We start from the raw sequence: 23,212 nt of genomic DNA on the forward strand, positions 1-23,212 counted from the left end.
CGATCTGCCCCGTGGCCGGGCGAAAAACGACCCCGGTGCGCGCCCGCCCCAGCGGGGCACGCAAAAATGGGCCCCAAAGGGGGGTACGACATCGTGCGCATCGATCTCAGCGGGAAGACCGCGCTCGTCACCGGCTCGACCCAGGGCATCGGGGCGGCCATCGCCGCCGGGCTGGCGCGGGCAGGGGCCCGGGTCGGCGTCAACGGCAGGAGCGAGGGCGGGGTGGCGGCGGCCATCGAGCGGATGACCCCGGGCGCGCCGGACGGCCTGCCCGCCGCCGCGGCGGCCGAGCTGGTCGCCGCGCCCGGCGACGTCTCCACGGAGGAGGGGTGCGCCCAGGTGCTGAGCCTGCTCCCGCAGGTGGACATCCTGGTCAACAACCTCGGCATCTTCGGCGCCCGGCCGGCGCTGGAGATCGACGACGCCGAGTGGCGGCACTACTTCGAGGTCAACGTACTGGCCGGGGTGCGGCTCACGCGGGCCTACCTGCCGGGGATGAAGGAGCGCGGCTGGGGGCGGATCCAGTACATCGCCAGCGACTCGGCGGTGACGATCCCGGCCGAGATGATCCACTACGGCATGACGAAGACGGCGCTGCTGGCCGTCTCGCGTGGGTTCGCGAAGGAGGCGGCGGGCACCGGAGTGACGGTCAACTCGGTGATCGCCGGGCCGACGCACACGGGCGGCGTGGAGGAGTTCGTCTACCAGCTCGTGGACCGGGACCTGCCGTGGGAGGAGGCGCAGCGGGCGTTCATGCGGCAGCACCGGCCGCAGTCGCTGCTCCAGCGGCTGATCGAGCCCGAGGAGATCGCCAACATGGTGGTCTATCTCAGCTCACCGTACGCGTCGGCGACCACGGGCGGGGCGGTGCGGGTGGACGGCGGCTACGTGGACGCCATCCTGCCCTGACGGAGGGGATCCCCTGAAGGAGGGGGCCGTCCCCCACTCGTGGGGGAGGTCCGCGGCGGCCCCCGGGGCCAGCCTTGAGCCATGATTCTCCGGACCTTACTGGCCGGCGCCCTGGCGCTCGGGGCGCTCGCCGCCCCCGTCCACGCCGCCGCGCCCGCGTCCCGGCAGCCGTCGGTGACCTGGCACGAGTGCCCCGCCTACTCCGACGACGTGCTGCGCTCGCTCGGCGTGCCCGACAAGGAGTTCGCGAAGTTCCGCGCGCTCTACGGCCGCACCGAGTGCGGCACGCTGGCCGTCCCGCAGGACTACGCCGACCCCGGCGGCAAGCAGATCACCATCGCCTTCACCCGGCTTCGGGCGAGTGACCGGGCCCGCCGTCTCGGCAGCCTCGCGGTCAACCCGGGCGGTCCCGGCGGCAGCGGCTACCTGATGCCGATCGACCTGGTCATGGGCGGCATGAAGCTGAACGAGCGCTACGACCTCATCGGCCTCGACCCGCGCGGCACCGGCTACAGCACCAAGGCCGCCTGCCGGCCGCCCGAGCAGGGGCCCCCGCCGCCCGGCCCGGTCACCGAGCAGCAGGCCCGCGCGGTCTACGCGGCGACGGTCGCGGCCAACAAGGCGTGCGCGGCCACCGACCCGGGTCTCCTCGGCCAGCTCACGACCGCGAACGCGGCCCGCGACCTCGACCGGCTCCGCGCCGCGCTCGGCGAGCGCAAGATCGCCTTCCTCGGGGTGTCGTGGGGCACCTGGTTCGGCGCCGTCTACCGCAGCCTGTTCCCTGACCGGGTGCGGGCCATGTGGCTGGACAGCGTGGCCCTCACGGTGCCGAGGATGGACGTCTTCACCGAGGTGCGCGCGGGCGCCGCCGACCGCGACTTCCGGCGCATGGCCGCCTGGGTCGCCGCGCGGGACGACACGTACGGCTTCGGCGACACCCAGGCCGAGGTCGTCGAGGCGCTGACCCGGCTGCGTGAGCGCTTCGCCGCCGACCCCGTCACCTTCACCGACATCGACCTGACCGTGGACGGCCGGATGATCGCCGACGCGGCGAGCCAGCCCAGCCCCGCCTGGCCGGACACCGCGCAGGTGTTCAAGGAGCTGGTGACGGCCACCGGCCCGGACGCCCCGCCCACGCTCAAGAGGCTGGCGGGCGGCGAGCGGCCCGCTCCGCCGGCCGGCGCGCCCGAGCGGGGCAACAAGCCGGCGAACATCGCCTACTTCTGCAACGAGGACTCCGGGCCGCGCACGTTCGAGTCGGCGTGGCGGGCCTACCAGGAGCGGCTGACGCGGTATCCGGTGACCGGCGAGGCCACGGCGTTCGTCCCCGGCTGCGCGGGCTGGCCGCTGCCGGTCCGTGAGGTCCGGCTGCGGAACGGCGGCGGGCCGCTGGTGCTGTCGGGTCACCTGCACGAGAGCCCGTCGCCGTACCAGTGGACGCTCGACATGCGGGCGGCCGTCGGCGGGACCGTGGTGACCGTGGACGACGACGTGCACGGCTCGGGGCTGCGGACGCCGGACTGCGTGGCGGCGGTGGTCGCCTTCTTCGAGACCGGCCGACGGGTGCGTACGTGTGAGGGGGTCCCGCTGCCCTAAAGCGGGTGCCGCAGGTTCGAGTCCTGCTGGGGGCACTCATCTCGACCAGGAAATTTGCTCTCTGACCTGCGGTTTCTCAGCCGCAGGTCTTTTGCTTCCCGGACCTTGATAGGCAGCTGACGGTGCTCGCATGCGGCCGTAAGACCATGATCAGGGGACATACGAGAGGCACGGAGGACGAGGTGTCCCGCACGATCGCGGCCCACCACCACAGGTGACGCGACTCGACACATCCTCAACGCCGTCTCAACACCCTCCGCCCCGCCATGAGGATCACCAGTCGATCACCCGACGAAGGGGGCAACATGCGGTGGAGGACCAGGATTCCAGGGGTGCTGGCGGCCGTCGGCGCGGTCATGGCGGGGACACTCGTGTACAGGCCGGCCGCGTCGGCGGCCGGCATGCCCGGTCGGTGCAGTGCTCCCGCCATCTCCAACCTGGACGGCGGCTACGGCGTGATGAAGGGCTCGCTCAACCTCAAGGACGGGCCCTACATGAGCGGGTGCAAGAGCGTGACCAGGCTCGGCAAGGGCGCTCAGGGACATGGGGCCCGGTCCGCTCAGGCGGACCACGCCGCAAGGAGTTCCGCCGGACCGTACGCGGCGTCGAGCCCCTTGCAGTCGGTCCCGCTGCGCGAGGCGGCGACCACCGGGACGGGATCCGACGTGAGCGCGGCGCGGTGCCGGTGCAGCGCCGCGAGGTCGTGCCGGTCGAACGGGGAGTTCTCCAGCCACTTCACCGAGCCGACGAAGAGCAACTCCTTGGCGATCGGCCCACGGTCCGCTCCCACGATGTCGATCTCCACATCGTTGGTACGGGTCCAGTAACCACCTATGACGGGGGCGGCGGGAAGGTTCGCGTCGGGCAGCAGCCGTGCCAACGCCTCGCGCACCAGAGGTTCGACGGCCCTGCCGCGCCAGTTGGTCCAGTTCTCGCGGATGCGGCGCAGCGTCAGGTCACCTCGGCCCCGCTCGATCTCTTCCATCGCCGGACCCAGGAGCTTCAGCCAGAAGCGGAGGTAGGAATCCTTGACCCGGTAGCGGCGGTCCTTCGAGGGCCGAGTCGAAACAGGAAGCTCTGCCGCGATGACCCGCTTGTCCGTGAGAAGCTCCAGCGCCCGATGGAGCGGGGTCGCCCCGATCCCGCCGGCGGCGCGGGCGATGTTGGTGAAGTTCCGCTCACCGCTGCCGATCGCTGAGAGGACAGCGCGGGCCTGCACCTGCTGGGGGAACTCCGCAGCGAGCGAACGCTCCGCCGACACCAGCAGGGCCGAGACCGGATCGCTGAGTGACGCGCGCAGGAAATCCCACATTCCCGCACCGTGCGGCCACTCTGCGCAGATCAGGGGCAGTCCACCGGTGATCAATGCCGCGTCGAAGGCCGCGGCCGGCTCAAGGCCGAGCATCTCGCCCACCTCCGCCGGGTTGAGCGGACCCAGCACCATCTCCCGACCGCGCTGATGGAATGGGCGTCCGTAGCTGTTGAGCGCCTCCATCATCGACAGGTCGGAGCCGATGAGAACCAGCAGAACCGGCTTGGTCTCCAGCGCCCGGTCCCAGGCTCGCTGAAGCATGCCTTCGAAGGCGCCATCCTCGTCCATCAGATAAGGCACCTTGTCCAGAACCACCACACTCGCCCGGTCCTGTGGTAGTGCCGCCGCCAGTACGTCGAAGGCGGCATCCCAGCTCGCCGGACGGGCGGCGGACAGGAGATTCGCAAACGGAAGGGTGGACGTTTGCGCGTCCCGGCTGAGTCTCTCCAGGTCCGCCTCCGGCGACGCCCCTGTGGCGGCGTAGAAAAGGAAGGGCGCACCAGACCTCTCGGCGAACCGCTCCACCAACCGCGACTTACCCACCCGGCGTCGGCCTCGTAGCATCAAGCACCGACCGGGCCGCTCCCCACCGACCTCAGCCGTCACCTTGCTCAGCTCGCGATCCAGCGCCTCGAGCTCGCGCCGCCTCCCTACGAAGGTTGCCATCTCACCCCCAGAACGCAGACTAACAACAAGGTTACTAACATCGATCTTAGTAACATTCATGTTAGCAACATAGGCGCGAAGCCGCCATGCGATGCGGTCAGCCGGCGACAGGGTGGCAGGGCGCGAGGGGCGCAGGCCGGCCGGTTTGGCGACCGGCGCGGATCGCCGTCTGGCCTCCCGGATCAACGGGGGGCTCCGGCGTGAGCGCCGCGGCGCGGCGATCGGGCACGACGCCGGCCGCGCGATAGCCATTTCCGTTCACCGTTGCCCGGACCTTTAACGCCGCCCTTGCACGCATTTTCAGATCATGTTAGATGGAGGCGAGCAGAGAGGACCGGGGAACGTGACGCTGATTCTCGATCGCGTCTCCGTACGCCAGCGCGGAGAAATCTGGCTCGACGACATCCGACTGGAAACCGGCACCGGACTGACGACCCTGATCGGGCCGCTGAACTCGGGTAAGACGACCTTGATGCGGGTCGTCGCGGGATTACAGCCCCCCGATTCCGGCCGGGTCCTGGTCGCCGGAAAGGACGTCACCTCGATTTCCGTCCGGAACAGATCTATCGCCTTCGTCTATCAGCGGTTCATCAATTATCCGTCGCTCACGATTTACGAGAACATCGCCTCGCCGCTCCGCCTGGACGGGCGTTTCCGTGGCCCCGCGATCGACCGGCGGGTGCGCGAGGTGGCCGAGCTCATGGGCCTGGCCGGCCTGCTCGACCGCCGCCCCGCCGAGCTGTCGGGCGGCCAGCAGCAGCGCACCGCCATCGCCCGCGCCCTGGCCCGCCCCGTGGACGTGCTGCTCCTCGACGAACCCCTCGCCAACCTGGACTTCAAGCTGCGCGAGCAGCTCCGCGCCGACCTCAAGGCCCGTTTCGCGGACGCGCCCGGCGTCGTGCTCTACTCCACGGCCGACCCCGCCGAGGCGCTGACGTTCGCCGCGCCCACGGTGGTGCTCGGCGAGGGCCGGGTGCTGGAGACCGGCGACGTGGCCGCGATGTACGCCCGCCCGCCCACGCTCGCCGTCGCCGCCACGCTCAGCGACCCCCCGCTCAACCTGCTGCCCGGCGTCGTACGCGAGGGCCGGAGCGCGGAGGGCGGGGTGCTGCTCGGCATCCGCCCCCACCAGGTCACCCTCGCCCCCCGTGGCCCTGGCGCGGTGGAGCTGCCCGCCGAGATCAGGCTGGCCGAGGTGACCGGCAGCGCCACGTTCCTGCACCTGCTGCTGCGCGGCGAGCGGCACCTGGTCGCCCATCTGCCGGGCACGTGGCGGTTCCAGCCGGGCGAGGCCACCCGCGCGTACGTGGACCCCGCGCACGTCCTCGTCTTCGACGAGGGCGGCGACCGGCTGCCGCTCTCCGGGGCGGAGGTCGACCTGCATGGCTGACATCCGGCTGGAGGGCGTCGCCCACAGCTACGACGGCGGCCGGACGTGGGCGCTGCGGCCGACGACGTGGACGTGGCGGAGCGGGCGGGCGTACGCGCTGCTCGGCCCCAGCGGTTGCGGCAAGACGACGCTGCTCAACATCATCTCGGGCCTGCTCACGCCCACCGAGGGCCGGGTGCTGTTCGACGGCCGGGACGTCACCGGCGTGCCCACGGCGGGCCGCGACATCGCGCAGGTCTTCCAGTTCCCCGTCCTGTACGAGGAGATGTCCGTCTACGACAACCTCGCCTTCCCGCTGCGCAACCGCCGCCGCCCGAAGCAGGAGATCGACCGGCGGGTGCGCGAGGTCTCCCGGCTGCTCGGGCTCGACCCCGTGCTCGGCCGCCGCTCGCGCCGCCTCGACCCCGGCCGCCAGCAGATCGTCTGCCTGGGCCGGGGCCTGGTCCGGCACGAGGTGGCGGCCGTGCTGCTGGACGAGCCGCTGACCGTCGTGGACCCGGCGCTGAAGTGGACGCTGCGCAGCAAGCTCAAGGAGATCCACCGCGACACCGGGCACACGCTGATCTACGTCACCCACGACCAGACCGAGGCGCTGACCTTCGCCGACGAGGTCGTGGTGGTCAACGAGGGGGCGATCGTGCAGGCGGGCGAGCCGGCCGAGCTGTTCCTGTCGCCGGCGCACGAGTTCGTCGGGCACTTCATCGGCTCGCCCGGCATGAACATGCTGCCCGCCGAGATCGCCGGCGGCGTGGTCAGGGTGGCCGGCGCCGACGCCGGCGCGGCCCTGCCCGACACCGCCGCTCAAGCGGCCCTGGCCGACGGCGAGAAGCTGCCGCCCGGCCCCGTACGGATCGGGGTGCGGCCTGAGTTCGTGGAGCTCGGCGCCGCGCCCGGCGTGCCGGCCCGCGTCTCCGGCGTGGACCGCATGGGGGCCTACGACCTGGTCCACGCCCTGGTCGGCGAGCATCCGGTGGTGGCCAGGACCGAGGCGGGCACCGCGTACGAGCCGGGCGCCGCCGTGTGCCTGCGTTTCCCGCCGGAGCGCGCGTTCCTCTTCCGTGACCAGGTCAGATGCGGCTCGCTCGGGCCGCTCACCGGAAAGGGGGCGGCGTGACGCGGCCCGATCCGCGGCGCCGCGCCAACCGGGCCTGGCTGCTGGTGCTGCCGGTGGTCGTGTCGGTGGCGTTCACGGCGGTGATCCCGCTGATGACCGTGGTCAACTTCTCCGTCCAGGACGTCTTCAGCCCCACCGACCGGGTGTTCGTCGGCCTCGACTGGTTCTACGAGGCCGTACGGCGGCCGGAGAACCGCGAGGCGTTCGTCCGCACGCTGCTGTTCTCCGCCCAGGTGCTGCTGGTGGAGATCCCGCTCGGGGTGGCGATCGCGGTGGCGATGCCGCGCCGCGGGGTCTGGGTGTCGGTGGCGCTGGTGCTGGTGGCGCTGCCGCTGCTCATCCCGTGGAACGTGGTCGGCACGATCTGGCAGATCTTCGCCCGCCCCGACATCGGCCTCGGCGGCTGGACGGTCGCCAACCTGCTCGGCGTGGACTACAACTACACGCTCGACTCCACCGACGCCTGGATCACGATCCTCGTCATGGACGTGTGGCACTGGACGCCGCTCGTCGCGCTGCTCGCCTACGCGGGGCTGCGGTCGATCCCGCAGCCGTACTTCCAGGCCGCGCAGATCGACGGGGCCTCGGCCTGGGCGACGTTCCGCCACATCCAGCTCCCGCGGCTGCGCGGGGTGCTGACGATCGCGATCCTGCTGCGGTTCATGGACAGCTTCATGATCTACACCGAGCCGTTCGTGGTGACCGGCGGCGGTCCTGGCAACGCGACGACGTTCCTCAGCATCCTGCTGTCGAAGATGGCCGTCGGGCAGTTCGACGTGGGGCCTGCGGGGGCGTTCTCGCTGATCTACTTCCTCGTCGTGCAGATCCTCTGCTACGTCTTCTTCACCGCGCTGACCAGGTCGGGGAGGTGAGCGCGATGGCGCGGACCACCGGCGGGCGGCTCCCCTGGGCGCGCACGGTCTTCTGGTTGTACGTGGCCACCCTCATGCTGCCGCTGCTGTGGATGTTCGGCATGTCGATCCGCCCGAACGAGGACATCCTCGGCAGTTTCTCGCTGATCCCGCAGCGGGTGACGTTCGAGAACTACCAGACCTTCTTCGGCGACCCGTCGTGGTATTCGAGCTATCTCAACTCGATCGTCTACACCTCGATGAACGCGGTGATGTCGCTGGTCGTGGCGCTGCCCGCGGCGTACGCGTTCTCGCGCTTCCGCTTCGCCGGCGACAAGCACCTGTTCTTCTGGCTGCTGACCAACCGCATGGCCCCGCCCGCCGTGTTCCTGCTGCCGTTCTTCCAGATCTACCAGGCCGTGGGCCTGTTCGACACGCATCTCGGCGTGGCCGTCGCGCACATGCTGTTCAATGTGCCGCTCGCGGTGTGGATCCTGGAGGGGTTCATGTCCGGCATCCCGCGCGAGATCGACGAGACCGCGGCCGTGGACGGCTACTCGCTGCCGCGCTTCTTCGTCCGGATCTTCCTGCCGCTGATCCGCTCGGCGATCGGCGTGACGCTGTTCTTCTGCTTCATGTTCAGCTGGGTGGAGCTGCTGATCGCGCGGACCATCACGTCGGTGGACGCCAAGCCGATCGCCGCGACCATGACCAGGACGGTCAGCGCGGCCGGGGTGGACTGGGGGCTGCTGGCCGCCGCCGGGGTGCTCACGATCGTGCCCGGCGCGGTCGTCATCTGGTTCGTGCGCAACTACATCGCCAAGGGCTTCGCGCTGGGGAGGGTGTAGCCGGATGTTCGAGTGGATGGTGTGGACCCCGCCGACGGCGCTGGTGTTCGCCGGGCTGGCGCTGCTGCTGGTCGTCATGACGGTCTGGGGCCACTTCTCCCCTCCCGTGGCCAGGCGGGGCTTTCTGCGCATCGAGACCGACCGCGGCGACCGGCTCTACATCGGGCTGATCGGCGCGGCGGTCGTACTGGTCGGCTGGATGGCCGTCACCGACCTGTCCATGTGGCTCGCGCTCGGCTGCGCGGTCCTCGTGGTGGTCGTGATCGGGATATGGGGCTGACAGGAGAGGAGCCCAGCGATGACGCATCGGGCAGGCAGGTCCGTCACCGCGGCACTGGCCGCGCTGGTCCTCGCGGCCACCGCCTGCGCGCAGGGCGCGCAGCGGCCGTCGAGCGACTTCCGTGAGGCCGACGGGAAGGCGGCGGCGCAGCGGTGGGTGACGCGGGAGTTCACCCCGAGCACGCTGTCGAAGGACCAGCAGCTCGCCGAGATGGACTGGTTCATCAAGGCCGCGGCCCCCTACCGGGGCATGCAGATCAACGTCGTGTCGGAGACGATCACCACCCACGAGTACGAGTCCCAGCAGCTCGCCAAGGCGTTCACCGAGATCACCGGGATCAGGATCAAGCACGACCTGATCCAGGAGGGCGACGTCATCGAGAAGCTCCAGACCCAGATCCAGGGCAACCAGAACATCTACGACGCCTACGTCAACGACTCCGACCTCATCGGCACCCACTCGCGCGGCACGTACGTGCTGCCGCTGTCGGACTACATCGCCGGCGAGGGCAAGGACGTCACCTCGCCCACCCTCGACCTGAACGACTTCATCGGCATCAGCTTCACCACCGGCCCGGACAAGAAGATCTACCAGCTCCCCGACCAGCAGTTCGCCAACCTCTACTGGTTCCGCTACGACTGGTTCACCGATCCGGCGATCAAGAAGCAGTTCAAGGACCTGTACGGCTACGACCTCGGCGTCCCGGTCAACTGGGCGGCCTACGAGGACATCGCCGACTTCTTCACCAACAAGGTCAACGGCGACGGCACGATCGACGGCAAGAAGGTCTACGGCCACATGGACTACGGCCGCAAGGACCCGTCGCTGGGCTGGCGCTTCACCGACGCCTGGCTGTCGATGGCGGGCAACGGCGACCCCGGCATCCCCAACGGCCTGCCCGTGGACGACTGGGGCATCCGGGTCGAGAACTGCCGCCCGGTCGGCTCGTCCGTCACCCGTGGCGGCGACACCAACGGCCCCGCCTCGGTGTACGCGCTGGTGAAGTACATCGACTGGCTGAAGAAGTACGCGCCCAAGGAGGCCGCGGGCATGAACTTCAGCGAGTCGGGCCCGGTGCCCGCGCAGGGCGCGATCGCCCAGCAGATCTTCTGGTACACCGCGTTCACCGCCGACCTGACCAAGCCCGGCCTGCCGGTCGTCAACGCCGACGGCACGCCGAAGTGGCGGATGGCGCCGAGCCCGCACGGCGCGTACTGGAAGGAGGGTCATAAGCTCGGCTACCAGGACGCGGGCTCGTGGACGCTGCTGAAGAACACCCCGAAGGAGCGGCGGGCCGCCGCCTGGCTGTACGCGCAGTTCGTCACGTCCAAGACGGTGTCGCTGAAGAAGACGATCACCGGGCTGACCTTCATCAGGGACTCCGACATCAGGAGCGCGTACTTCGACGACAACGCGAAGAAGTACGGCGGCCTCATCGAGTTCTACCGCTCCCCCGCCCGCAAGCAGTGGACCCCCACCGGGACGAACGTCCCCGACTACCCCAAACTGGCCCAGCTCTGGTGGCAGAACGTGGCCACCGCCGTGACCGGCGAGACCACGCCGCAGCAGTCGATGGACAACCTCGCCAAGCAGCAGGACGAGATCCTGTCCCGGCTGGAGCGGGTCGGCTACGGCGGCGCCTGCGCGCCCAAGCTCAACCCCGAGCAGCCCGCCCAGCAGTGGCTGGACCAGCCGGGCGCGCCGGTGGCCAAGCTGGCCGACGAGCGCGGCAAGCCGGCCACCGTCGACTACGACAAGCTCCTCGCCCAGTGGAAGAGCGGCAACTAGGCGAGGGCGCCGGCCACCGCGTGATCATTCGGAGTTCGTGAAGACAACAAAAGATCGTGCGGTGGCCGTGAGACCCTGACGGCTGGTGGTCATCTTCAACGAGCTGATGACCCCGATCGCCGGCCGGTTCGGCCGCATCGAACCACGTCGCGCCGCGAGTGCAGCGGACATCTTCGACGAAGCCCATCCAGCCCTGGCCCAAGGTGAGGTTCCGGCCGGACATTCCACAGCTGACGGAACGAGATCGATCCTTCGTGGAGAGTCGGCCCCGCCGGCCGCACGGCTGTTCGTGCTGGAGCCCACCGCCGGAGCCTGCGTGGCCACGCGGGCCTGACCCGGCCCCGGCCTCTGGACGAGGTCAGAAGCCGACGCGGTCCCCGCCCTTGAGCGCGAGCAGCCGGCGGGCCTCGTCCGGCGTGGCGACTTCGAGGCTCAGCGACTCCAGGATGGTTCGGATGCGCTCGACCTGGTGCGCGTTGCTCTCGGCGAGCCGTCCTGGGCCCAGCCACAGCGAGTCCTCCAGGCCGACCCGCACGTTGGAGCCCATGGCGGCCCCCATACTGGCCAGCGGGAGCTGGTGCCGGCCGGCTCCGAGGACGGACCAGGTGTAGGCGTCGCCGAGCAGCCGGTCCGCGGTCCGCCGCATGTGCAGGACGTCCTCCGGGTGCGGGCCGATGCCGCCCAGCAGCCCGAACACCGACTGCACGAACAGGGGCCCCTGGGTCAGGCCCCTGTCGTGGAAGTGGGCCAGGTTGTACAGGTGGGAGACGTCGTAGCATTCGTACTCGAACCTGGTCCCGTTGCCGCTGCCGAGGTCGAGGATGCGTTCGATGTCGGCGAAGGTGTTCCTGAACACGATGTCGCGGCTGTTCTCCAGCGCCTGGCGTTCCCAGTCGTGCTCGAACTCCTTGAACCTCTCCAGCATCGGGAAGAGGCCGAAGTTCATGGATCCCATGTTCAGGGAGGCGAGCTCCGGCTTGAACTCGGCGACCGGGCGCAACCGTTCGTCGACGCCCATGTGGGGTGCGCCGCCCGTGGTCAGGTTGATCACCACGTCGCTGTTGCGCTTGATCGCTTCAAGGACAGGGGCGAAGTGAGCGGGGTCCTGGGAGGGCCGGCCGTCGCGGGGGTCGCGGGCGTGCAGGTGTACGACGGCCGCCCCCGCCTCCGCCGCTCCGATGGCGGCCTCCGCGATCTCCTGGGGCGACACGGGGAGGAACCTGGACATCGACGGCGTGTGGATCGCCCCGGTCACCGCGCAGGTGATGATTACTTTGCGTGCGGCCACGACGGCCACCTCCCGAGAAGTCGCAACTCAGGCCTCCACGGCCCTGGCTGAGGCCGCGTCCTTGCCGACGAGTCGCCGTAGCACCGCCACGGCGACCAGGGCCAGGCAGCAGGCGCCGGTGAGAAGCAGGATGGCGCTGGCCGGATCGCCGGTCCGGCTCTCGGCGATCCCGAACAGGTTCGGGCCGAAGAAGCCGCCGAGCAGGCCGATGGAGTTGATCATGGCGAGGCCGGCGGCCGACTGCACCCCGCTCATCCGGCTCATGGCCACCGACCAGAGCACGGGCGCGGTGCCGGTGACGAAGAACTGCATGACGGCGAGCGACACCAAGGCTCCGGCGACGCCGCTGGCCGACGCCACGTACGTGGCCACCGCGGCGCCCGCCATGGCGACGGCGGCGAAGAGGATCGGCCTGCCGTAGGCGCGGTACAGGCGGGGATAGACGTAGACGCCGATGAGGGCGCCGATGGCGGGCAGGCCGGCCATGGCGCCGATCTGGAAGGACCCCTTGACACCTGCGGCTTCGATGATGCTCGGCATGAAGAACGTGATGCCGTACACGCACAGTTGCGTGACGAAGTAGATGACCGCGATCAGGAGCAGGGCGCCGCTGGAGAAGACCGACTTGAGCGCGCGACGTACGGAATGATCGGCGGCCTGGCCGTCGCCCGTGGCTTCGAGCAGGGCCTGCTTCTCCTCGGCCTTGAGCCAGCGCGCGTCGGCGGGGCCGTCCGGCAGGTAGAACCACAGGAAGAAGCCGAAGAGCACGGTGGGCAGGCCCTCCAGAAGGAGCATCCACTGCCAGCCGTGCAGCCCCAGGTTGCCGTCCAGAGTCATCAGCGCGCCACCCAGTGGGCTGCCGAAGACGGTGGCGACCTGTGGCGCCATGAGCAGGACGCCGATCGCGATGGCCCGATCCCGAGGGGCGAACCACAGCGTGAAGTAGAAGAGCATCCCGGGATAGAACCCTGCTTCGGCGACGCCGAGCAGCAACCGCATGATGTAGAAGGTGGTCTCGTTCTGCACGAACATGGTGAGCGTGGAGATGGCTCCCCAGCTGATGACGATCCGGCTGATCCAGCGGCGGGCACCCACCCGGTGCAACATGATGTTGCTGGGAATCTCGAGCGTGCAGTAGGCGAGGAAGAACAGGCCGGCGCCGAGGCCGAAGGCCGCGGCCGAGATTCCGAGGTCGACTTCGAGGTGGTTCTTGGCCAGCGCGATGTTCGTCCGGTCCAGGAAGTTGAGTACGTACGCGAGGAGAATGACCGGTATCAACCGTGCCCACACCTGCCGGGTCCCGGTGAGATAGGCGGCCGGCGTCGTGGGGGTGTCGGGGGGTGTGCTCATGACAGACCTCTTACATGCTTGCCTGGGTGATAGGGCCTGGGGGAAGACCGCTCAGTCTCGCGGGGCGGCCGGGTTGTCGTTCTCGGCCGTCAGTTGGGCGTCGAGCCGCTTCCTGGCCTCGTCCTGCCGGCCGGGCGGCCAGGTGAGGAGGCCGGCCCCGGTCTTGGCGCCCAGGCGTCCGGCGTCGACGGCTTCGCGGAGCAGGCGGCTGGGCTCCTCGTCGCGGCTCAGGTGCGGGAACAGGTATTCGTGGACGGCCAGCACCAGGTCGAGGCCGACGTAGTCGGCGTTCTCGATCGGGCCCATGGCGGGCAGCCTCAGACCGAAGCCGTTGCGTACGACGAGGTCGATCGTCTCGGCGTCGCAGGCGCCGGTCTCGACCAGGTGCAGCGCCTCGCGCCACATGGCGTGCTGAAGGCGGTTGCCGAGGAAGCCGGGGATGTCCCGCCGGACGTGCACCGGCAGTTTCCCCGCCTGCCGCAGCACGCCCATCACCCATGCCACGCAGGCCGGATCCGTCGCATCCGACTCGACCACCTCGACCAGCGGGACGAGGTGGGGCGGGTTGAACCAGTGGGTGCCGAGAACCCGGCGGCGGTCGGCCCTCCGGCCGACCTCGGCGATCTTCAGGACCGACGTGTTGGTCGCCATGACCGCCTCGGGAGCAAGGTCGCTGACCTCGGCGAAGATGCGTTGCTTGAGTTCCAGCCGCTCTGGGACGGCCTCGATGACCAGGTGAGCGGCGGCTACGGCGGCCGGAAGCTCGGAGCAGATCCTGACGCCGTCGGCGGCCTCGGGATCGAGCAGTTGCCGTCTCATGTCGGCCAGCCCTTGCCGCAGCGCGGGCTCGTGCGTGTCGAAGAGCGACACCTGAGACCCCGCACCGGCGAACACCCCCGCGATCGAGTGCCCCATCAGGCCGGCACCGATAACCGCGACCCGCGTGTCCTCCACCATGTCGGGCAGGGTGTTGACCATCGGTTTCTCCCTTCCAGCTGTTCTCCATCCTCCAGTGCGGGCTCATCGCCCGGGAATGGAAAGGTCTTCCACCGTTTGGCAACCGATGGTGTGTGCACCGCACAAGGGTGCGAGCTTCCTTATCGGCTCGACCGAGACAGCTTGTGCAGGCGTACCGCCAGATGGATCCGCAGGCCGGGCTCGGGGTCGCGCCAGCCGGGGCCCAAGAGTTCGCTGATCCGGTCGAGGCGCTTCAGCATCGTGTTGACGTGGACGTGCAGATGCCGTGCGGCCTGGGCGACGTTTCCCGAGGCGTCGAAATACGCGGCCAGCGTCGGCAGCAGATCGGTGGACCGGCGCCGGTCGTAGTCCAGCAGCGGCCCGATGGTGCTGGACAGGAAGTGCCTCAGCTCCTTGTCGCGCGCGGGGTCGAAGGCCAGGGCGTACAGCTCGTAGTCCTGCGTGCTCACGGCGCGGTCCGCGTCGCCCAGGACCTTCGCCACGGAAAGGCAGCGGGCGGTCAGGGTGAAGGTGGCGACCCAGTCGGGCCGGTCCGTCGCCCGGCCGGACACGACGAGCACCGGCGCTTCGGTCTCCGCCTTCAACCGCCGATGGACGGCACGTGCCGCGGCGGGGACGTCTTCCGCGGTGAGCAACATGACGGCCGAGCCCAGGTGCTCACCTGCCAGCCCCTGCCAGTCTTCCGCCATCGCGTGCAGGCGGCGCCCCATCTCCGCCACGCGCTCCGCGCCGGCGTCGGCGATGATCAGGCCGGTCAGCCGGTCCAGATCCACGCCCCGGGCCGAAGCCCGGGCCCGGAGCCCGTCGTCGATCGTGTGCCCGCGCAGAACCTCGGTCAGGAGTTCGCCCCTGACCCGGTTCTCCGCCTCGACCATGGCCTCCTGCGTCAGCGTGAGCAGGCCGACGATCTGCGCCGCGCGTTCGAGAGTGTCCTCCTCGGCGTCGGTGATCGGCTCTGCCCTGGTGAGCACCACATGGCCGAGAAGGGTCTCACCGGCCAGAACCGCGACGATCTGGTGCCTGCGGCCGTCCGGGTCGAGGTGCTCGCGGCGCCGTCCCGCGCGGCGCGTCTCAGCGAACACCGCCGAGGAGACCGGGGACGACGCCTCGGCCGGACCTTGCGCGCAGCGCGATGCCTGGATCTGTCCGGTCCTGTCGTAGACGGTGACCCGGCCTCCGAGGTGCGCCACGAGCATCTCGGCGACCTCCCCGGCGTGACCGCCGTCGAGCACCAGCCGGGTCAGGTCCTCATGAATCGCCGCCGCGCGGCGCATGGTCTCCACCTGGGCCTCGATGGTGCTGTAGGCCTGGCGGAGGTCGTCGAGCGCGCGGCGGGCTTCCTGATAGAGACGGGCGTTCTCCAGTACGACCGCCGCGTGGTCCGCGAACGCGGCCAGCATGCCGACCTCGTCACCGGCGAAGGAGCGCCGTTGCCTGTCGGCGGCGTACAGCACGCCGACGACCGCCCCGGAGACCAGCAACGGCACGCCCAGCAGCGCTTTCATGCCCTCGGTACGGACCACCTCGTCGAAACCCGGGTCGTGGTCCAGGGTCTCGTCGGCCAGGTAGTCGACGGTCCAGTACGGAGCCGCCGACTCGATGACCTTGGCGCCCACCCCCGTGCTGATGGGGACGCGAGCGGTACGGAACACCGAGGAGAAAACCCCTTCGTGGGCCCGCAGGCTGAGGTTTCCGTTCTCGTCGATGACCGATAGATAGGTGAAGTCGGTGCCCACGAGGTCATGAGCGTGCTTGACGATCGCCGCCAGCACCTCGTCGGGCTCGCCGAGGGCCGTCAGGGCGCGGGCGCTGGCGAACAGGGAGTGCAGCGCTCGATCGCGCCGTCCAGGATCCATGGCCTCCTGGTCCAGGCGTCTCGGCCTGGGGCGTCGCCTGTCGGGAGCCATCGTGGTCACCCGCCGATCTCCGCTGTGTCGCTTCCGGGGCTCCCCGCTGGGACGCCTCGGCCGACAAGCTACCAAGCATGTCAAACGGCATCCGGGACCGTAACGGCTCCGCGTTGTGCGACGCTCGACGGCGACGGTACGTGCTCGGGGACGGGATCCCCTGGCACCGCGGCCAACGGCTTGATCACATTCCTAGGCGAGGGCGCCGGCCAGCCAGTCGAAGGCCCGGTCCTGCATCGGCACGTCGAAGCTGTGCGGCACGTCGGCGAAGACCGCCTCGTACGCGCCGGGCGCGTCCCGGTAGCGGGCGGTGATCGTCTCGTGGGCGCGGCGCATGCCCGCGGCGGGGAACAACTCGTCGCGGGTGGCGTACTGGACCATGAGGGGGGCGGGCGCGCGGGCGGCCACCAGGTCCGGCCAGTCGGCCAGGCGCGGCAGGCCCGGCGGGTAGAACATCCAGGTGTGCCGGGCCACGTGCCCGTCCAGCAGGTCGCGGTAGCTGCTGGCCATCGCGGCCACCACGACCGCGTCCATGTGCTCGTCGAACGCGCCGAGCAGCCCGGCGCGCAGGCCGCCGCCCGACAGGCCCGCGCAGCCGGTCCTCGACACGTCGGGACGGGAGCGCAGGTACGCCGCGGCGGCCAGGTCCTCGCCGGCGACGACGCCGGTGAACGAGGTGCCGAGCACGGCGCAGTGCTTGGCCACCACGTGCTCGTGGTCGCGGGCGGCCGCGTCGTAGCGGTCGGCCTCGCTCTCCGGGCCCGGCGGGAGGTCGAGCGGGAAGCGGCGGCTGCCCCACACGAACACGTCGTGCGCGAGGACCACGAAGCCGCGGCGGGCCAGGGCGTTGGCGAACGCCCGGCCGCCGTAGAGCTCCGTGCGCAGTCTCGCGACCTCCGGGGACGGGCCCTCGGGGGCGTCGGCGATCTTCTCCTTGCCGGCCCACTTCATGCCGGCGTGGCAGTGCAGCGCCACCACGCCGGGGAGTGGACCCGTCGCGTCCGCGGGCTTGAGGAGGAAGGCGCGGGTGCGCGGGCCGAAGCCGACGGACCAGGACAGCTCCTCGCCGTACAGGTCGCCGTCGGTCCAGGAGCGCTCGACCCGCACGTCACCGGCGCGCAGGTCGAGCACCCCCATCGCGTCCCGTGCCGCCGCCCGCAGCCCCGGACCGGGCTCGGGGTAGACCCCGAACTGCGCCCCGGCGACCCCGGCCAGCTCCCGGAAGAGCTCAGCTGACACGGGTGCCGTGGTCCGACAGGTGGACCGGGGCGCCCGTGCGGGCGGAGACGGTGGCGGCGACGCCGGTGAGCACGCTGCGGATGCCGTCGCGGTAGCCCGCCTGGCGGGCCAGCGGGTCGTTGTCCGGCCCGCGGAAGACGTCGTTCAGCAGCAGCCGGTCGCCGCCTCCGTGCCCGCCCGCGCCGTTCTCGATGGGGATCTCCTCGGGCTCGCTCCAGTGCCGCCGCAGCAGCAGCCGCTCCGACGAGCCGGTGGCGTGCTCCTTGGCCGCCGCGCTCGGGTCGACGGCCGCGTGCGGCGGCGTCCACTCCCGCTCGACGACGTCCAGCTCCAGCCGCCCGGCGGTGCCGTTGAAGGCGACCCGGTAGCCTTCCCACGGAGCGTGGGCGTGCAGCGAGTAGGTGAGGACCGCCCGGTTGGTGTAGCGCACCAGCACCGACATGTTGTCGTCGATGTCGATGCCCTCGCCGAAGACGTCCTGGTCCCTGACGTAGCCGTCCTCGTGCTCGGCGTCCAGGTAGAGGCGCTTGAGCCGGGGGTCGGCGGAGATGTCCAGGATGAACGGGTCCGAGCCGAGCCCCGGAGCGCCCTGCCCTCGCTCGGGGCGCTCGTCGAGGCCGCGCTTCCTGGCGTTGCCGGCGCCGTAGAAACGCAGGTCGGTCTGGGCGAAGACGAGCTCGGGCGCGGCGTCGAGCCACCAGTTGACCAGGTCGAAGTGGTGGGTCGACTTGTGCACGAGCAGCCCGCCCGAGCTGGCCCGCTGCCGGTGCCAGCGGCGGAAGTAGTCGGCGCCGTGGATGGTGTCCAGCGTCCACTCGAAGTGCACGGAGGTCACCTCGCCGATCGCGCCCTCCATGAGCAGCCGGCGCACCGCGGAGTTGCGCGGCGAGTAGCGGTAGTTGAACGTGACGATCAGCTTGCCGCTGCTGCGCTCGGCCGCGGCGGCGATGGCCGCGCAGCCCTCGGCGTCCACGGTGAGCGGCTTCTCGACGATGACGTCCCGACCGGCGTCGAGCGCCGCGCACACGTAGCGGGCGTGCGTGGCGTCGACGGTCGTGACGATGACCGCGTCGGCGAGCTCGAGCACCTTGTCGAACTCGTCGGGCGCGAAGCACGGCACCTCCTGGCCGATCCGCTCGACGTAGTAGTCCATGCGGGTCCGGTTGAGGTCGCACAGGGCGACGATGGTGCCGGCGTCACGCCACTCTCCGAGCAGCGCGTCGACGTACATCTGCGCGCGGTGCCCGAGCCCGACGAACGCGTACCTCATGTCTCTCCTTAGCCGGCGATGGAGGCGTTCGCCTCCGTGATGAACTTCTGGGCGGCGTCGTCAGGCGTCATCCGGCCGAACATGACCTCCTCGGAGTACCGGGTGAGGATGTCCTCCATGGCGCTGGCGCCCTTCGGCGGGGCGGCCGGCGGGTCGGACATCTCGCCGCGGGTCTTGTCGAGGAAGTCGAGCGTCTTCTTGTCGGCGTCCGGCAGCTTGTCCCTGACCGCCGCCAGCACCTTGGAGCTGGCGGGCAGGCCGCGGTCGCTGAGGATGATCTGACCCGCCTCCGGGTCGTTGACCATGAAGTCGATGAACTTGGCCGCCTCGGCCGCGTGCGCGGACTTGGAGGAGGCGGTGTAGAACATGGCGGGCTGCAGGAACATGCCGCCGGTGCTCGCGCCCTGGACCTTCGGCATGCGCAGCAGCTCCAGGTTCTGGCCGGACGCCTTCGCCGCCGCGCCGAGCTGGTTGCTCCACCACATGCCCATCGCGCCGGTGTTGGTGCCGAGCAGCGACTGGTCGATGCTGGTGGCGCCGATCTCGGAGCTCTTGGCGGCTTCGGGGGCGCCCTTGGTCTTGATCAGGTTCTGCATGATGCCCCACCAGTCCTTGACGGTCTGAGGGCTCAGGCCGAGCTTGTTGCCGTTGTAGAAGGGCTCGCCCTTCTGCGCGGCGTAGATCTGGAGGTAGGCCGGGTTCCAGCTGAGCTGGGTGCCGATCTGCTTGCCACCGCTCCCCGAGGTGATCTTCGAGGCGAACTGCACGAAGTCGTCCCAGGTCCACGAGGTGTCGTCGGGCAGCTTGGCGCCGCTGCTCTCGACCGCGGCCGGGTTGACGATCAGCGAGAAGGCGTTGACGCCGGTCGGGATGGCGAACTGCTTGCCGTCGATCGCGCCCGTGGACAGGACCTTGGCGTCGATGTCGGCCGTGTTGACCTTGCTGGCCAGGTCGGCCAGCGTGCCGCGGTCGGCGTACTCGCGCAGGCCGCGGATCTCCAGCGTGATCACGTCCGGCGCGTCGTTGCCGGCGACCTTCGTGGACAGCGTCTCGTAGTAGCTGGCGAAGTCGGAGAACTCGCCCTCGACGTCGATGGTGGGGTTCTTGGCCTCGAACTTCTTGATGGCCTCTTCGGTCATCTTCTGCCGAGCGTCGCTGCCCCAGTAGGAGAAGCGCAGCTTGATCTTGCCGTCGGCGGTCTCACCGCCGCTGCCGCCACTGCCGCACGCCGCGGTGACCGCCAGCACGGCGGTGGCCAGCAGCGCCGCCGACCACATCTTCTTGCCAGAGCTCACGGCTCTACCTCCTAGGGGGTGTTCTGTTGGGGGGTGGGGGGAAAGGACTACTTCAGGCCGGTGGTGGCCACGCCGCGGATCAGGTACTTCTGACCGACCAGGAAGAAACCGAAGATCGGCCCCAGCGCGAGGATCGACATGGCGAACATCGGCCCCCAGGACGAGTCGCTGCTGGAGTCCAGGAACGTACGAAGTGCCACCGGAACGGTGAAGTTGTCCGGGTTGTTGAGGTAAAGAAGCTGGCTGAGGAAGTCGTTCCACGTCCAGATGAACGTGAAGATCGCGGTCGTGGCCAGAGCCGGCAGGCAGAGCGGCATGACGACCCTGAGGTAAATCCGCCAGTATCCCGCCCCATCGATCTCGGCCGCCTCGTCCAACTCTCTGGGCAGTGTACGGATGAACTGCACCATCAGGAAGACGAAGAACGCGTCCGTCGCCAGCACCTTGGGCATCACCAGAGGCCAGATGGTGTTGATCAGGTCGAGCTCGGAGAACATGATGTACTGCGGCACGAGCACCACGTGGTGCGGCAGCATGATCGTGCCCAGCATGAGGGCGAACCAGAGCTTCTTCAGCGGGAAGTTCAGCCGGGCGAAGGCGTACGCGGCCAGCGAGCAGGCCACCAGGTTCGCCACCACCGACAGCGCGGTGATCACGGCCGAGTTCCACAGGTAGTAGCCGAAGGGGTGCTTGAGCGCGTACCAGCCCTCGGTGTAGTTCTCCAGCGTGACCGTGCTGGGCAGCAGGCCGGGCTCCCGGAAGATCAGCTCCTCCGGCTTGAGCGAGCTGGAGATCATCCAGAGCAGCGGGTACAACATGACCAGGCCGAAGCCGATCAGCAGCACGTGCTTGACCAGCGGTCCGCCCTGGAGCGGGCGGAACAGGACCGGGACCGGCCGCCTACTTGTCGTCGCCATAGAAGACCCAATACTTGGAAGCGAGGAAGTTCACCCCGGTGAGGGCCGCGATGATGAGCAGCAGGACCCACGCCATCGCGGCCGCGTAGCCCATGTCGTAGCTCTTGAAGCCCTTGAGGTAGAGGTAGAGGGTGTAGAACAGCGTCGAGTCGGCGGGGCCGCCCTTGCCGTTGCTCACGATGAACGCCTGCGTGAACGACTGGAACGACTTGATGATCTCCAGCACGAGGTTGAAGAAGATGATCGGCGTCAGCAGCGGCATCGTGATCGACTTGAACTGCCGGAGCACGCCCGCGCCGTCCACCGCCGCTGCCTCGTAGTAGCTCGACGGGATCTGGCGCAGGCCGGCCAGGAAGATGATCATCGGGGCGCCGAACGTCCAGACGTGCAGGAGGATCAGCGTGCCGAGCGCGGTGTCGGGGTCGCCCACCCAGCCCTGGCCTTCGATGCCGAAGATCCCGAGCACCGCGTTGACCAGGCCGTCCGCGCCGAACACCTTGCGCCAGAGGATGGCGATGGCCACGCTGCCGCCCAGCAGCGAGGGCAGGTAGAAGATCGAGCGGTAGAACGACAGGCCGCGCAGCCCGCGGTCGAGCACCAGTGCGAGCGCGAGGGCGAAGGCCAACTGCAACGGGACCGAGACGACCACGTAGATGGTGGTCACCTTGAGCGAGGCGATGAACCTCGGGTCCTCGGTGAACATCCTGACGTAGTTGTCCATCCCGATCCACTTGGCCTCCTGGAGGAGGCTGTAGTCGGTGAAGGAGAGGTAGAGAGAGGCGAAGATCGGACCGATCGTGATGACGAGCAGGCCGAGGAACCAGGGCGCCAGGAAGAGGTAGGCCGCCCGCGCCTCGCGGCGGGAACGTTGGGTGGAGCGGTGACCGCCCTGCGCGGGTGGACTCGCCGCCTTCCGGGGCTTCACCGCCACCGAGTCAGCCATGACGGAACTCATTCGTCATCACGGACCTTCCGGCGAAATGTGAATGGATAGCGCTTTCCTATAGCTGCCGGGAAAGTTACGTCAACCCTTTGCAGGCGTTACATAGCCGTTACCGATATATCGCCACAGCGTTTCCGCAGGTGACACGGGTGCCCTCCGGAGAAGTCAGACGAATTTGCTTCTGGGTTAGTACAACCGGTTGCAGCAGGCACGCTATCGTGGCGCTGCGGTCGAGTCCCTGACGACCAGCCGGGTCTCCAGCGACGTCGTGGCGGCCACCTCCTGGATGAGCAGATCGACCGCCAGCCGGCCGGCGGCGGCCGTCGGCATGGCCACAGTGGTCAGCTTGGGCCGATTGAGCCGTCCTGGAACGATATCGTCGATCCCCACCACGGAGACGTCCCCCGGCACCTCCAGCCCGAGATCGCCGAGCCCCTCGATGAGCCCGATGGCCACGAGGTCGTTGTAGGCGAGCACGCCGGTCGCCCCCGACTCGCGCACCCGCTCGGCGGCGCCGAACCCGCCCCGCTCGGTCGGCGGGTTCGGCCCGATCACCACCAGCTCGACGCCGGGCACCTGCTCGGCGGCGGTGCGGATCTCGTCGCTCGTCCACGAGCCGGCCGGCCCCGTGACCAGGGCGACACGGCGGTGCCCCAGCCCGGCCAGGTGCTCGACCGCGAGCCTCGCGCCGTGGCCGACGTCCATCAGCACGGTGGCCGCGCCGCGCAGCCGCCGGTTGATGACCACGAACGGCACCCGCTCGGCCAGCCGCTCCAGCACCTTGTTGGAGGAGCGCGGGCTGCACAGCACCACGCCGTCCACCTGCTTGGAGAACGCCTGGATCAGCTCCTCCTCGGCGGCCGGCTCCTCGTCGGTGTCGGCCACGAACAGGTGGTAGTCGCGCTGCCTGGCGGCCGCGTGCGCCGCCTTGATCAGCGGGGGGAAGAACGGGTTGGCGATGTCGGCCACGATGAGCCCGAGGTTGTGCGTGCGCCCGGTCGTGAGCGCCCGCGCCGCCCGGTTGGGGCGGTAGCCCAGCTCCTCGGCCACCGTCAGCACCCTGCTACGGGTGGCGGCGTTGACCATGTGGGGCGCGGAGAACGTCCGCGACACCGTGGACACATGCACGCCGGACGCCCGGGCCACATCACGAATCGTCACTGTCACAAATGCCCACCCTAACGCAACCGCTTGCAGAACCCATGGGTACGCTGAAAGCGCTTGCCGGTCTACCCCGTACCCGGACCAGCCGGAAACCCCCTGGTAGCACC

20 protein-coding genes are annotated in these 23,212 nt (G+C 69.7%); 9 read left to right on the top strand and 11 right to left on the bottom strand.

From position 1 onward, the window contains the following. The first annotated feature begins 93 nt into the window (after positions 1–93). Positions 94–909, top strand: a complete 816-nt coding sequence (locus BMW85_RS08550) for an SDR family NAD(P)-dependent oxidoreductase (protein ID WP_091080628.1) — start codon at positions 94–96, stop codon at positions 907–909. Between the two features lie 81 nt (positions 910–990). Continuing rightward, positions 991–2,505 (top strand): alpha/beta fold hydrolase, encoded by a 1,515-nt coding sequence (locus BMW85_RS08555; RefSeq protein ID WP_091079110.1) that lies wholly within the window; start codon positions 991–993, stop codon positions 2,503–2,505. 559 nt (positions 2,506–3,064) lie between these two features. Here BMW85_RS08555 and BMW85_RS08560 read toward each other — a convergent pair. Beyond that, positions 3,065–4,342: an ATP-binding protein gene (locus tag BMW85_RS08560; protein WP_245774697.1), complete on the bottom strand. Its 1,278-nt coding sequence runs from the start codon at positions 4,340–4,342 to the stop codon at positions 3,065–3,067. Between the two features lie 484 nt (positions 4,343–4,826). Here BMW85_RS08560 and BMW85_RS08565 point away from each other — a divergent pair, with 484 nt between their 5' ends. The 7 genes from BMW85_RS08565 (at position 4,827) to BMW85_RS48185 (ending at position 11,088) form a co-directional block, all read left to right on the top strand. After that, entirely contained in the window at positions 4,827–5,873 is a 1,047-nt protein-coding gene (locus BMW85_RS08565; protein WP_177240557.1) for an ABC transporter ATP-binding protein, read from the top strand. Further along, on the top strand, positions 5,866–6,987 hold the full coding sequence (locus BMW85_RS08570; RefSeq protein ID WP_091079117.1) for an ABC transporter ATP-binding protein: 1,122 nt from the start codon (positions 5,866–5,868) through the stop codon (positions 6,985–6,987). The genes BMW85_RS08565 and BMW85_RS08570 overlap by 8 nt, the downstream gene beginning before the upstream one ends. Then, positions 6,984–7,859 (top strand): carbohydrate ABC transporter permease, encoded by an 876-nt coding sequence (locus BMW85_RS08575; RefSeq protein ID WP_218155715.1) that lies wholly within the window; start codon positions 6,984–6,986, stop codon positions 7,857–7,859. Before BMW85_RS08570 ends, BMW85_RS08575 begins: the two co-directional genes overlap by 4 nt. A 5-nt stretch (positions 7,860–7,864) precedes the next feature. Further along, positions 7,865–8,686 (top strand): carbohydrate ABC transporter permease, encoded by an 822-nt coding sequence (locus BMW85_RS08580; protein WP_091079121.1) that lies wholly within the window; start codon positions 7,865–7,867, stop codon positions 8,684–8,686. Between the two features lie 4 nt (positions 8,687–8,690). Beyond that, entirely contained in the window at positions 8,691–8,966 is a 276-nt protein-coding gene (locus BMW85_RS08585) for a DUF2160 domain-containing protein (protein ID WP_091079124.1), read from the top strand. A gap of 18 nt (positions 8,967–8,984) precedes the next feature. After that, on the top strand, positions 8,985–10,754 hold the full coding sequence (locus BMW85_RS08590; protein ID WP_091079125.1) for an ABC transporter substrate-binding protein: 1,770 nt from the start codon (positions 8,985–8,987) through the stop codon (positions 10,752–10,754). A gap of 85 nt (positions 10,755–10,839) precedes the next feature. Then, positions 10,840–11,088: a hypothetical protein gene (locus BMW85_RS48185; protein ID WP_143082144.1), complete on the top strand. Its 249-nt coding sequence runs from the start codon at positions 10,840–10,842 to the stop codon at positions 11,086–11,088. Positions 11,089–11,112: 24 nt separating this feature from the next. Here BMW85_RS48185 and kce read toward each other — a convergent pair whose 3' ends face one another. From kce to BMW85_RS08640, 10 genes are all read right to left on the bottom strand, one after another. Continuing rightward, complete coding sequence (kce, locus tag BMW85_RS08595) at positions 11,113–12,042, bottom strand: 3,5-dioxohexanoate:acetyl-CoA acetone transferase (RefSeq protein WP_218155716.1); 930 nt, start codon at positions 12,040–12,042, stop codon at positions 11,113–11,115. A 27-nt stretch (positions 12,043–12,069) separates the two neighbouring features. After that, positions 12,070–13,392, bottom strand: a complete 1,323-nt coding sequence (locus BMW85_RS08600) for an MFS transporter (RefSeq protein ID WP_091079130.1) — start codon at positions 13,390–13,392, stop codon at positions 12,070–12,072. A gap of 51 nt (positions 13,393–13,443) precedes the next feature. Beyond that, positions 13,444–14,370: a 3-hydroxyacyl-CoA dehydrogenase family protein gene (locus BMW85_RS08605; protein ID WP_218155717.1), complete on the bottom strand. Its 927-nt coding sequence runs from the start codon at positions 14,368–14,370 to the stop codon at positions 13,444–13,446. 119 nt (positions 14,371–14,489) lie between these two features. After that, entirely contained in the window at positions 14,490–16,226 is a 1,737-nt protein-coding gene (locus BMW85_RS08610; protein WP_091079133.1) for a helix-turn-helix domain-containing protein, read from the bottom strand. A 243-nt stretch (positions 16,227–16,469) separates the two neighbouring features. After that, positions 16,470–17,516, bottom strand: a complete 1,047-nt coding sequence (locus tag BMW85_RS08615) for a dienelactone hydrolase family protein (RefSeq protein ID WP_091079134.1) — start codon at positions 17,514–17,516, stop codon at positions 16,470–16,472. Then, positions 17,506–18,786: a Gfo/Idh/MocA family protein gene (locus BMW85_RS08620; protein ID WP_091079137.1), complete on the bottom strand. Its 1,281-nt coding sequence runs from the start codon at positions 18,784–18,786 to the stop codon at positions 17,506–17,508. Before BMW85_RS08620 ends, BMW85_RS08615 begins: the two co-directional genes overlap by 11 nt. Before the next feature lie 8 nt (positions 18,787–18,794). After that, the gene (locus BMW85_RS08625; RefSeq protein WP_143082145.1) at positions 18,795–20,081 is read right to left on the bottom strand and encodes an ABC transporter substrate-binding protein; all 1,287 of its coding nucleotides are present in this window, start codon (positions 20,079–20,081) and stop codon (positions 18,795–18,797) included. Positions 20,082–20,128: 47 nt separating this feature from the next. Next, the gene (locus BMW85_RS08630) at positions 20,129–20,998 is read right to left on the bottom strand and encodes a carbohydrate ABC transporter permease (RefSeq protein ID WP_091079142.1); all 870 of its coding nucleotides are present in this window, start codon (positions 20,996–20,998) and stop codon (positions 20,129–20,131) included. After that, positions 20,982–21,941, bottom strand: coding sequence for a carbohydrate ABC transporter permease (locus tag BMW85_RS08635; RefSeq protein ID WP_091079144.1), 960 nt, complete (start codon positions 21,939–21,941; stop codon positions 20,982–20,984). Before BMW85_RS08635 ends, BMW85_RS08630 begins: the two co-directional genes overlap by 17 nt. Before the next feature lie 213 nt (positions 21,942–22,154). Beyond that, positions 22,155–23,108, bottom strand: a complete 954-nt coding sequence (locus BMW85_RS08640; protein WP_091079147.1) for a LacI family DNA-binding transcriptional regulator — start codon at positions 23,106–23,108, stop codon at positions 22,155–22,157. Between the last annotated feature and the right edge of the window lie 104 nt (positions 23,109–23,212).

This window comes from Nonomuraea wenchangensis (assembly GCF_900111685.1).
GTDB lineage: Bacteria > Actinomycetota > Actinomycetes > Streptosporangiales > Streptosporangiaceae > Nonomuraea > Nonomuraea wenchangensis.

Coding starts and splice junctions, on each gene's coding strand:
- BMW85_RS08600 (WP_091079130.1), bottom strand. CDS start 13,392: ATGAGCACACCCCCCGACACCCCCACGACGCCGGCCGCCTATCTCACC.
- BMW85_RS08590 (WP_091079125.1), top strand. CDS start 8,985: ATGACGCATCGGGCAGGCAGGTCCGTCACCGCGGCACTGGCCGCGCTG.
- BMW85_RS08580 (WP_091079121.1), top strand. CDS start 7,865: ATGGCGCGGACCACCGGCGGGCGGCTCCCCTGGGCGCGCACGGTCTTC.
- BMW85_RS08585 (WP_091079124.1), top strand. CDS start 8,691: ATGTTCGAGTGGATGGTGTGGACCCCGCCGACGGCGCTGGTGTTCGCC.
- BMW85_RS08555 (WP_091079110.1), top strand. CDS start 991: ATGATTCTCCGGACCTTACTGGCCGGCGCCCTGGCGCTCGGGGCGCTC.
- BMW85_RS08635 (WP_091079144.1), bottom strand. CDS start 21,941: ATGGCTGACTCGGTGGCGGTGAAGCCCCGGAAGGCGGCGAGTCCACCC.
- BMW85_RS08620 (WP_091079137.1), bottom strand. CDS start 18,786: ATGAGGTACGCGTTCGTCGGGCTCGGGCACCGCGCGCAGATGTACGTC.
- BMW85_RS08570 (WP_091079117.1), top strand. CDS start 5,866: ATGGCTGACATCCGGCTGGAGGGCGTCGCCCACAGCTACGACGGCGGC.
- BMW85_RS08630 (WP_091079142.1), bottom strand. CDS start 20,998: ATGGCGACGACAAGTAGGCGGCCGGTCCCGGTCCTGTTCCGCCCGCTC.
- BMW85_RS08605 (WP_218155717.1), bottom strand. CDS start 14,370: ATGGTCAACACCCTGCCCGACATGGTGGAGGACACGCGGGTCGCGGTT.
- BMW85_RS08610 (WP_091079133.1), bottom strand. CDS start 16,226: ATGGATCCTGGACGGCGCGATCGAGCGCTGCACTCCCTGTTCGCCAGC.